Here is a 12,149-nt window from a genome sequence, read left to right on the forward strand (position 1 = left end):
AGTAATGAATTGTTCTTCAATACCGGATTACACTCATACTTTGGATTTAGTGGTGGCACTCGGAGGGATACCGAGTGCCTTTTTCTTCCTTTTTTCAACCGATTATCCCGTTAAATATCAATCCACTAAACTCCAAAGTAATGAACAACAAGAAGAAAAACGAGGGTCAGGCCGACTTTTCCTATTACGGTCTGTACCTGCTGGACTATCTCCGCACGAACAAGTTTGAACAGGCTGATGACACTGCTTTCATACGGGAACGCGCCGACCGTGCCGCCGAAACGTATGAAAAGGCTCGGCTCGAAGGCTATCCCGCCGACGGTGCGCAGGAACTGGCTATGGACACGCTGCTGCGCGGGCTGCGTTATTCCCGTTACGACATCCTCCGCGAAGTCGTGGAGAACGAGTTTTCCGATGAAGTGCCGGAAGAGAAGCGTGAAGCCTTTATCCATAAACTCCTGCCGCTTGTCGGCAACGTGTTCTCCGTCTATGACCTCTCGGACGACAACTTCGCCCTGTCTTCCGATTACGACCTGCTCTACACGGAGCTGACGGGGGCAACCGTCCTTTACTTAGACGAATATGGCGTTTAACCGCAAACAGAAACTGCGGGACAACATCGAGGCGATACGGACGGCATTCATCCTTGACAGGGAACAGAGAACGGCGACAACCGAAGAGCGTGCCATACTCCAAAGGTACTGCGGTTTCGGCGGTCTGAAATGTATCCTCAACCCTGCGAAGGAACTGACGGATGCCGTCCGGTGGGCGAAATCCGACCTCGAACTGTTCGCCCCGACGGTGGAGCTGCACAGGCTTATCCGTGAGAACAGCAATGACGAAACGGAGTACAAGCGGTTTGTGGATTCGCTGAAAGCGTCCGTGCTGACCGCTTTCTACACCCCCAAAGAGATAACCGACACCCTTGCGGACGTGCTGGCGGATTACAGCGTCCGTCCCACCCGTATGCTCGAACCGTCGGCAGGTGTCGGCGTGTTCGTGGATTCCGTGCTACGGCACAGCCCCGGTGCGGACGTGATGGCTTTCGAGAAGGATCTGCTCACGGGTACAATCCTGCGGCATCTCTATCCCGACAAGAAAACGCGCACCTGCGGTTTTGAGAAAATCGAAAGACCGTTCAACAATTATTTCGACTTGGCGATGTCCAACATTCCGTTCGGTGACATTGCCGTGTTCGACGCGGAATTTGAAAAGAGTGGGTCCTTCGGCAGACGATCGGCACAGAAAGCCATCCACAACTATTTCTTTCTCAAAGGACTGGATGCCGTGCGTAACGGCGGTATCGTGGCGTTCATCACCTCGCAAGGGGTATTGAACAGCAGCAAGACCTCCGTGCGTAACGAGCTGTTCAGTCAGGCTAATCTGGTATCTGCGATACGCCTGCCCAACAACCTGTTCACGGACAACGCGGGGACAGAAGTGGGCAGTGACCTGATTGTCCTGCAAAAGAACCTCAGCAAGAAGGAAATGTCGCAGGACGAGCGGCTGATGACCGTGATACAGACGGACACGAAAACCGACCTGACCGACAACGCCTATTTCATCCACCACCCGGAACGCATCGTGCATACGACGGCGAAACTTGACACAGACCCCTACGGGAAACCCGCTATGGTCTATCTGCACGAGGGCAAGACCGCAGGCATAGCCGGGGACTTGCGCCGTATGCTTGACGAGGATTTCCATTACAGGCTCGCCATGCGCCTGTATTCGGGAACAATCCGGCAGGCGGGAACGGAAGAGAGGGTTGCCGTACAAAAGGAAATGGAGCGTCCTGCCATAAAATTGGAAACGGTACCTCCGGCACAAGCGGTGGAAACTCCGACGGAGAAACCGCAATCCGCAGAGGAAAAGCCGGAGATAGAACCTCGTCCGAAATATTCCGCCGGAGTGCAGCTCACGTTGCTCGACCTCTGGGGCATGACGGAAGAGGTCAGCCAGCCTAAAACCGCCAAAAAGAAAAAAACGGCGAAAAAGGAAAGCCCGGCAAGGCGCGTTACGCCCAAGTCGCAGGTGCAGACCACACAGAATGTTACGGCTGTGCCGACGGCTTCCACCCCTAAGAATGTTACGGAAAACAAAGAGGCGAAAGCGGACAGTGCCGCCAAGCCTGCCGACCCGGACGACATCTATGCAAAGCTGGACTGGGAAACCAATCCTCCCATCAACGGCTTCTACGAGATGATGATGGGACTCACGCCGGAGCGCAGGAAGGAACTTCGGGAGCTGGCAAGGCAGCATAATGAGAAACAGGAAAACAGAACGGTTGCGACGGTCACGCCGGAAGTACCACGTGAACACCCCCGGCAGGAGAAAACACAGCCGGAGGTTGCCGCCACACCTGCCGCTACCGCTGCTCCACCGGAAGCGGTGGCGACTTCCCTTTTTCCCGACATCGAACCGGAAAAGCCGAAGGAGGAAGTCGTGGACCTTACGCCGCGTGCCTACCACCGCACGCCGGAGATGCACCTGCGCGAAGGGTCGTTAGTGACAGATTGGGGACGTCATAACATCGGCTATCTGAAGGACATCACACCATACGGGGCTACATTCCAGCCGCTCGACCTGAAAGGCTACCAGAAGGAGAAGGCGTTACAGTATGTTTTACTCCGTGACGCCTACGAGCGGCTGTACCGCTATGAATCGAACCTGCACGAAGCAAATGTCCAGTGGCGTGAGCATCTGAACACCTGTTACGATGAGTTCGTCATGCGTTACGGCAACCTCAACGCCAAGCAGAACGTGAAGCTGGTGATGATGGACGCGGGCGGGCGTGACATCCTTTCGCTGGAACGGGTGAAGAACGGAAAGTTTGTCAAGGCGGACATCTTCGAGCGTCCCGTTTCCTTCGCGGTGGAGAGCCATGCCAACGTAGGCTCTCCTGAAGAAGCACTGTCCGCGTCGCTCAACAAGTTCGGCACGGTCGATCTCGACTATATGCGGGAGATAACCGACAGCACGGCGGAGGAGTTGCTCACAGCCCTGCAAGGACGTATCTATTACAATCCGCTCGTGACCGGTTACGAGATCAAAGACCGTTTCATAGCCGGAAACGTGATAGAGAAGGCGGAACGCATAGAGGCTTGGATTGGTGACAATCCCGAAAATGAGCGTATGCCTGAAGTGAAACAGGCGTTGGAAGCCTTGAAAGACGCCGAACCGCCGCGCATCGCCTTCGAAGACCTTGATTTCAACTTCGGGGAACGATGGATTCCGACGGGTGTCTATGCCGCCTACATGAGCCGTCTGTTCGACACGGAGGTGAAAATCGCCTACTCCGCAAGCATGGACGAGTTTTCGGTGGCGTGCAGCCACAAGAACTTCAAGATATGGGACGAGTTCTGCGTGAAGGGCTATTACCGCAGTTATGACGGTATGCACCTCCTGAAACATGCCCTGCACAACACCTGCCCCGACATGATGAAGTCCATCGGCAAGGACGAGCATGGCAACGACATCAAGGTGCGCGACAGCGAGGGAATACAACTCGCCAACGCCAAGATTGACGAGATACGAAACGGTTTCTCCGAATGGCTCGAAGAGCAGTCGCCGCAGTTCAAGGAACGGCTGACGACGATGTATAACCGCAAGTTCAACTGTTTCGTACGCCCGAAGTATGACGGCTCGCACCAGACTTTCCCCGACCTCAATCTGAAAGGGCTGGCAAGCCGGGGCATCAGGAGCGTCTATCCCTCGCAGATGGATTGCGTCTGGATGCTCAAGCAGAACGGCGGCGGAATTTGCGACCACGAGGTTGGAACCGGCAAGACGCTGATAATGTGCATCGCCGCGCATGAGATGAAGCGTCTGAATTTGGCACACAAGCCGATGATTATCGGGCTGAAAGCCAACGTTGCGGAGATTGCAGCCACCTATCAGGCGGCATATCCCAACGCACGTATTCTGTACGCTTCGGAGAAGGACTTTTCGACCGCCAACCGTGTGCGCTTCTTCAATAATATAAAGAACAACGACTACGATTGCGTCATCATGTCGCACGACCAGTTCGGCAAGATACCGCAGTCGCCGGAATTGCAGCAGCGCATCCTGCAAGCAGAGCTTGACACGGTGGAGGAAAACCTCGAAGTGCTACGGCAGCAGGGAAAGAACGTGTCGCGGGCGATGCTGAAAGGATTGGAGAAGCGCAAGCACAACCTTGAAGCGAAGCTGGAGAAGGTGGAACACGCCATAAAGTCACGCACGGACGACGTGGTGGATTTCAAGCAGATGGGCATCGACCACATCTTCATAGATGAGAGCCACCAGTTCAAGAATCTGACTTTCAACACGCGCCACGACCGTGTGGCGGGATTGGGAAACAGCGAGGGAAGCCAGAAGGCACTTAACATGCTCTTTGCCATACGCACCATACAGGAGCGCACAGGAAAAGACTTGGGTGCGACCTTCCTCTCCGGCACGACTATCAGCAACTCACTGACTGAATTGTACCTGCTGTTCAAGTACCTGCGCCCGAAGGAGCTGGAACGGCAGGACATAAGGTGTTTCGACGCTTGGGCGGCGATATTTGCCAAGAAGACGACGGATTTTGAATTTAACGTGACGAACAATGTGGTCCAGAAGGAGCGTTTCCGCTACTTCATCAAAGTGCCGGAGCTTGCCGCCTTCTATAATGAAATCACGGACTACCGCACGGCGGAGGATGTGGGCGTTGACCGTCCTGCCAAGAACGAGATACTGCACCATATACCGCCCACGCCGGAACAGGAGGACTTCATACAGAAACTGATGCAGTTCGCCAAGACGGGCGATGCCACCTTGTTGGGCAGGCTGCCGCTTTCGGAAACGGAAGAAAAGGCGAAGATGCTCATCGCCACGGACTATGCCCGGAAAATGGCACTCGACATGCGCATGATAGACCCGAATTACGAAGATCATCCCGACAACAAAGCGAGTCACTGTGCCAAGATGATCGCGGAGTATTATCAAAAATACGACGCCCAGAAAGGCACGCAGTTCGTTTTCTCTGATTTGGGGACATACCAGCCGGGCGACGGGTGGAACGTCTATTCGGAAATCAAGCGCAAACTGACGGAGGACTACGGTATACCGCCAAGCGAGGTGCGCTTCATTCAGGAGTGCAAGACCGACAAGGCGCGGAAGGCGGTGATAGACGCCATGAACGCCGGGACGGTGCGTGTGCTGTTCGGCTCTACCTCTATGCTCGGAACGGGTGTGAACGCCCAGAAACGGTGTGTGGCTATCCATCATCTCGATACGCCGTGGCGACCGTCCGACTTGCAACAGCGTGACGGACGCGGAGTTAGGGCAGGTAATGAGATTGCCAAACATTTCGCCGGGAACAACGTGGATGTAATCATCTACGCGGTGGAGAAGTCACTGGACAGCTACAAGTTCAACCTCCTGCACTGCAAGCAGACTTTCATAAGCCAGCTCAAAAGCGGTGCGATGGGTGCGCGTACCATCGACGAGGGGGCAATGGACGAAAAATCGGGCATGAATTTCTCGGAATACATGGCGTTGCTCTCCGGCAATACCGACCTGTTGGACAAGGCGAAACTGGAAAAGCGGATCGCATCGCTCGAAGGGGAACGCAAGTCGTTCAACAAGGGCAAGCGTGATTCGGAGTTCAAGCTGGAGTCAAAGACCGGCGAGTTGCGCAACAACACGGCTTTCATAGATGCCATGACGGAGGACTGGAACCGCTTCCTGTCGGTGGTGCAGACCGACAAGGAGGGCAACCGCCTTAATATAATAAAGGTGGACGGAGTGGATTCCGCCGATGAGAAGGTCATCGGAAAGCGTTTGCAGGAGATAGCCAAGAATGCCACGACCGGAGGGTTGTACACGCAGGTCGGTGAACTTTACGGTTTTCCGATAAAGGTGGTGAGCGAAAGGATACTCAAAGAGGGATTGGAGTTCACCGACAACCGCTTCGTGGTCGAGGGGAACTACAAGTACACCTACAACAACGGGCATCTGGCGATGGCTGACCCGTTGGCCGCCGCCCGCAACTTCCTCAACGCGATGGAGAGGATACCCTCCATCATCGACCAGTACAAGGCGAAGAACGAGGTGCTGGAGATGGAGATACCGCAGTTACAGGAGATAGCGGGTAAGGTGTGGAAGAAGGAGGACGAGCTGAAGCAGTTGAAGTCCGAACTTGCCGCCCTTGACCGAAAAATTCAGCTGGAGCTTGCGCCACCCACGCCCGAAGTCGCAGAAAAGGAGAATGAAGGGCAACAGCTCAAGCCGAAAGCGGAAGATGTGAGGAACAGGCAGGCGCAATATCCCGAAAATGCACCGCCGCAGATACGCAGTCCGGCGGATAGTATCGTTGCCAACCATGTCATAATCGGGCGTCCGGGACTGTATGCCAAGGAGGAAACCCGGTCCAAAGGATTGAAAATATAACCTAAGGAATTTTATCTGAAGTATTAATAAGGGCTATCCCAAAAGGTCTAAAAGTAAATTTTATCCTTTCTGCAAGTATCTATAGGATGGCAACTGCATTTTTTTCTTTTTGGGCAGCCCTTATTAAAATTTATTCTTATTTTAGGTTATATACATTCATGGCCATTTATGTAAAAAATTCCTGCTGACCTTGTTTATGTCTTGTCAGTCACCATTTGCAAAACCATATTTGACCCTCAAAGAGGCTGAATTTGATAAGTAACTTGCTACATACTCATAATAAGGAGCTAAATAGAACACGAATGGGAAATACACAAATGCTAAACTAAAGAAGATATTGGCCAAAATAAACGCTATACCGAGAGAGAAACTTGATTTTTCAACTTCCTAAAACGGTGTTGTTCAAACATTTCTACTTATTTGTACTTGCCAGTTGAACCTACGCTTCCCTAATAAAATGTCTATGGTAAAAAGTTAAAAAATCCTCCCACTTTTGTTAGATATATTTTTTTGTGTAATTTTGTAATCGTTATGCGGCAGTAATAATATACATATTAATACGAGTTAGTAATCCTGTAGTTCTCATATGCTACGAGGAGGTATTAAAAGGTGCGTTTCGACAATGCATCTACTGTAGTATATTATTGCTTAATCCAAATGAATATTATAAATTTAGGAATTCTTGCTCACATTGATGCAGGAAAAACTTCCGTAACCGAGAATCTGCTGTTTGCCAGTGGAGCAACGGAAAAGTGCGGCCGTGTGGATAATGGTGACACCATAACGGACTCTATGGATATAGAGAAACGTAGAGGAATTACTGTCCGGGCTTCTACGACATCTATTATCTGGAAATACACGTTAATTTTGCACCCTAAAATTGCTATATGATTATTAAAACAAAGAATCTTATAATCAGAAACTTTCAGGAGAAGGATGCCGTGGGCTTATTGGAATACCTCTCCCATCCACGTGTTAATTGCTTTGCTGACGATCGTCTGTATTCAGAGGAATCTGCGCTGGCTTATATATCCAATACTCCAAAGGATATGTTACGCTATGCCGTATGTCTGAAGGAAGACGATTTCATCATTGGTGATGTTTTCGCCTTGCGTGAATATACTGATACATTTAGTGTGGGCTGGCACTTCAACCAACGCTTTGAGGGCAAAGGACTGGCCTACGAAGCGGCAACAGAATTTTTGGACTACCTCTTTTGTGATGCCGGTGCACGGCGTGTTTACGGATTTGTCGAAGACGATAACTTGCGGTCGAAAAGGTTGTGCAAACGCCTCGGAATGAGGTATGAGAGATGTATGAAAGAGTTCATATCGTTTGTATGTTATCCTGACGGGACACCACGGTATGAGGACACCTGCATCTATGCGATATTGAATAAAGAATGGACGGAACAGCGAGAGCAGAAGCCAAATTCACTTGGATTATGCCGAGTCGTGACGGACATGCACGAAATGAATGAAAAAAAACAATAAGGACTAATGATGAATAGACGAACATGGATTGCCGGTATCACGGCAACGATCCTGCTGGCTGCTTCATTGGCAGCCTGCAAACAGGAACAGCAAGGAGAGGAAACAGGACAGGCACTGCCCGTCATGGTGGTTTCTTCCCAACCAATTGAATTTGAAGAAACCTATTCCGCTTCGATTCGTGGGCTACAGGATGTGGACATCATACCTCAAGTATCGGGTCGCATCATCCGCCTATGCGTGAAAGAGGGAGAGCAAGTAAAAACAGGGCAAGTGCTGGCTGTCATAGACCAGGTGCCCTATCAGGCAGCCTTGCGCACGGCACGCGCCAACGTCAGTGCGGCACAGGCAAAAGTGGAAACAGCGCGTATCGAGCTGAACGGCAAACAGTCGTTGTTCGATGAAAAAGTCATATCCGATTACGAACTGTCTGTTGCCCGAAACCAATTAGCAGTGGCACAGGCAGAGCTGGAACAAGCAAAAGCTCAGGAAGCAAATGCCCGAAACGATTTGTCATACACCGAAATCAAGAGTCCGAGCAACGGGGTTATAGGCACGTTGCCTTACCGCATCGGCGCACTCGTCGGTCCCACCATCGAACAACCGTTTACAGTGGTGTCGGACAATTCGGAGATGTATGCCTATTTCTCCGTCTCCGAAAACAAGCTGCGTCAGCTCAGGGCGCAATACGGGTCGATCGACAAGATGATTTCCCGGATGCCGGAAGTCGGCCTGCAACTGAACGACGGCACGCTCTATGGGCAGAAAGGACACATAGAGACCGTCAGCGGCATTGTGAACCCCACTACCGGGGCGGTGCAAATCAAAGCCCTGTTCCCCAATCCCGACCGCGAGCTGCTGAGCGGGACTATCGGCAACGTCATCTTGCAAGGAGTGAATACGGATGCCATTTTGGTCCCCATGTCCGCCACTGTCGAGTTGCAGGACAAGATTATCGCCTACCGCCTTAAAAACGGAAAGGCCGAAGCCGCCTACCTGACCGTGGACCGCCTGAACGACGGCAACCACTTCGTTGTAGAACAGGGCTTGTCCGTCGGCGACACCCTCATCACCGAAGGTGTGGGGCAGCTAAAGGAAGGAATGAACGTCACACCTAAAACCACAAAGCCATGAACCTGCGTTTCTTCATAGACCGCCCGGTGTTTTCGGGTGTCATCTCCGTGGTGATTGTCCTGATGGGCGTAATCGCCATGAAAGCCCTTCCCGTGGAGCAATATCCCGACATCGCCCCGCCCACCATTAATGTATGGGCGTCCTATCCCGGAGCCAATGCCGAGACGGTGCAGAAAGCCGTAATCGTTCCTCTGGAAGAGGCCATCAACGGCGTGGAGGACATGACCTACATGACCTCCACGGCATCTAATACAGGCGATGCTTCCATCAACATCTATTTCAAGCAGGGCTCCAACGCCGACATGGCGGCGGTCAATGTGCAGAACCGCGTGAACGGCGTGTTGAGCCAGCTTCCGGCAGAAGCGACCAAGACCGGCGTCACCACCGAGAAGCAGCAGAATGCCGAGTTGCTGACATTCGCCCTCTACAGCCCCGACAACCGTTTCGACCAGACCTTTCTCAACAATTACGTGAAGATTAACGTAGAGCCGCGATTGAAACGTATCGGCGGTGTGGGAAAGGCGCAACTGTTCGGTTCCAACTACAGTATGCGCCTCTGGCTGCGTCCCGACAAGATGGCGCAGTACGGACTGATTCCCGATGACATCTCCTCCGTGCTGGCGAAGCAGAACATCGAGGCGGCAACCGGTTCGTTCGGAGCCAATCATCCCACGGCAAATGAATACACGATGAAGTATCGCGGCCGCCTATCCACGGCGGAAGAGTTCGGCGAGCTGGTCGTCAAGTCCCTGCCCGGCGGTGACGTGCTTCGGCTGAAAGATGTCGCCGATGTGGAGTTGGGCGATGAATTCTACAACTATTCCACCGAGGTGAACGGACATCCGGCTGCCACGATGCTCATCAACCAGAAAGCGGGTTCCAACGCTTCGAGCACCATCAATGAGATTCACGAGGTGCTCGATGAAATTGAACGCGACCTGCCGGAAGGGGCGGAGTTCGTGGTGCTGACCGATACCAACAAGTTCCTGTATGCCTCCATCAATTCTGTCATACGGACGCTTATCGAGGCGATACTTCTGGTTATCGTGGTGGTGTATGTGTTCTTGCAGGACATCAAGTCCACGCTCATTCCCACGGTTTCCATCTTCGTCTCCATCATCGGCACGTTTGCCGTGATGTCGCTGATAGGCTTTTCCATCAACCTGCTTACGCTTTTCGCCCTTGTGCTTGCCATCGGTACGGTAGTGGACGATGCCATCGTAGTGGTAGAGGCGGTGCAGGCGAAGTTCGACGAGGGCTATCAGTCGCCGGTGCTTGCCGCCGATGATGCCATGAAGGGCGTTTCGTCCGCCATTCTCACCTCTACCATTATCTTTATGGCGGTGTTCATCCCGGTGGCAATGATGGGCGGTACTTCCGGGGCGTTCTATGCCCAGTTCGGTATCACGATGGCGGTTGCCGTGGGCATATCGGCTATTAATGCATTTACCCTTTCACCTGCATTATGCGCTTTGTTCCTGAAACCTTATATTGACGAGCACGGAAACACGAAGAACAATTTTGCGGCACGCTTCCGCAAGGCATTCAATGCCGTATTCGACCGTTTGAGCCGCCGCTATGTACGTGGGGTACTGTATATCATCCATCGCCGGTGGCTGTTGTGGGGAACGATTGCCGCCTCGTTCGGGTTGCTGGTCTTGCTGGTCAATATCACGAAGACAGGACTTATTCCGCAGGAAGACACCGGCACGGTGATGGTAAGCATGAACACAAAGCCCGGTTCCTCCATGGCGCAGACCAACAAGGTGATGGCGCGTATCAACAGCCGTCTTGACAGCATCCCTGAGATTGAGTACAGCGGAGCGGTCGGAGGATTCTCATTCAGCGGTTCCGGCCCTTCACAGGCCATGTATTTCATGACACTTAAAGATTGGGACCAGCGCAAGGACGAAGGGCAATCGGTGGACGACGTGATAGGCAAGATTTATGCCGCCACCGCTGATGTTCCCGATGCCACGATGTTTGCCATGTCGCCGCCGATGATTGCCGGCTACGGCATGGGCAACGGTTTCGAGCTTTACTTGCAGGACAAGACCGGTGGCGATGTCACTGCATTCAAGAAGGAGGCGGACAGATTCGTAGAGGCATTGTCCCGCCGTCCCGAAATCGGAGAGGTCTATTCGTCTTTTGCCGCTGACTATCCCCAGTATTGGGTGGACATCGACGCGGCGAAATGCGAGCAGTCGGGCATATCTCCCGCCGATGTGCTTTCCACGCTCTCCGGCTATTATACCGGGTCGTATGTGTCGGACTTCAACCGTTTCTCCAAGCTCTATCACGTCACCATGCAGGCACCGGCGGAGTACCGCATAAATACGGAGTCGCTTAACCGGATGTACGTGCGTACTTCCGACGGCAGCATGGCACCGTTGGGTCAGTTCGTGCGCCTGACCAAGACCAACGGGCCTTCCGACCTTACGCGCTTCAACCTTTTCAACGCCATCGCCATCAACGGCTCTCCGGCATCGGGCTACAGTTCCGGCCAGGTCATCAAGGCGATTGGCGAGACGGCACGTGAGGTGCTTCCCGCCACTTGCAGCTATGAGTTCGGAGGCTTGTCGCGCGAGGAGAGCAAGACCACCAACAATGCCGCATTGATATTCATCCTCTGCATGGTGCTGATATACCTGATACTTTGCGCCCTCTACGAAAGCGTGTTCATCCCCTTTGCCGTGCTACTGTCCGTGCCTTGCGGACTGATGGGCAGCTTCCTGTTCGCGTGGCTGTTCGGGCTGGAGAACAACATCTATATGCAGACCGGACTGATTATGATTATCGGACTGCTTGCCAAGACCGCCATCCTGCTGACCGAATATGCCGGCAAGCGGCGGTCGGAAGGCATGACTCTGTCACAGGCGGCATACAGCGCGGCAAAGGTTCGTCTGCGTCCCATCCTGATGACCGTCTTGTCGATGGTGTTCGGCCTTATTCCGCTGATGATGGCTCATGGCGTGGGTGCCAACGGCAGCCGCTCGCTCGCCACAGGCGTAATAGGCGGCATGATAGTGGGCACATTGGCGTTGCTGTTCCTCGTGCCGTCGCTGTTCATCACATTCCAATATATTCAAGAACAGGTTAAACGTAAATAAA

5 protein-coding genes and 1 pseudogene are annotated in these 12,149 nt (G+C 52.9%); all 6 read left to right on the plus strand.

Annotated elements, in window-relative coordinates:
- Positions 1-140 precede the first annotated feature (140 nt).
- The 6 genes and pseudogenes from GD630_RS00095 (at position 141) to GD630_RS00120 (ending at position 12,148) form a co-directional block, all read left to right on the plus strand.
- A complete protein-coding gene (locus tag GD630_RS00095) occupies positions 141-593 on the plus strand; it encodes a DUF1896 domain-containing protein (RefSeq protein ID WP_009292480.1) in 453 nt (150 codons plus the stop codon).
- On the plus strand, positions 583-6,414 hold the full coding sequence (locus tag GD630_RS00100) for an N-6 DNA methylase (RefSeq protein WP_182505677.1): 5,832 nt from the start codon (positions 583-585) through the stop codon (positions 6,412-6,414). Before GD630_RS00095 ends, GD630_RS00100 begins: the two co-directional genes overlap by 11 nt.
- 657 nt (positions 6,415-7,071) lie before the next feature.
- A pseudogene (locus GD630_RS00105) lies at positions 7,072-7,281 on the plus strand (GTP-binding protein); the annotation flags it as partial.
- 20 nt (positions 7,282-7,301) lie between these two features.
- Positions 7,302-7,907 carry a GNAT family N-acetyltransferase gene (locus tag GD630_RS00110; protein WP_087395694.1) on the plus strand — a complete coding sequence of 202 codons (606 nt, stop codon included), beginning with the start codon at positions 7,302-7,304 and terminating at the stop codon, positions 7,905-7,907.
- Between the two features lie 6 nt (positions 7,908-7,913).
- On the plus strand, positions 7,914-9,038 hold the full coding sequence (locus GD630_RS00115) for an efflux RND transporter periplasmic adaptor subunit (RefSeq protein WP_087395697.1): 1,125 nt from the start codon (positions 7,914-7,916) through the stop codon (positions 9,036-9,038).
- A complete protein-coding gene (locus GD630_RS00120; RefSeq protein ID WP_087395699.1) occupies positions 9,035-12,148 on the plus strand; it encodes an efflux RND transporter permease subunit in 3,114 nt (1,037 codons plus the stop codon). Before GD630_RS00115 ends, GD630_RS00120 begins: the two co-directional genes overlap by 4 nt.
- The last annotated feature ends 1 nt before the right edge of the window (position 12,149 follow it).

Source organism: Bacteroides zhangwenhongii, from assembly GCF_009193325.2.
In the GTDB taxonomy this organism is placed as follows: domain Bacteria; phylum Bacteroidota; class Bacteroidia; order Bacteroidales; family Bacteroidaceae; genus Bacteroides; species Bacteroides zhangwenhongii.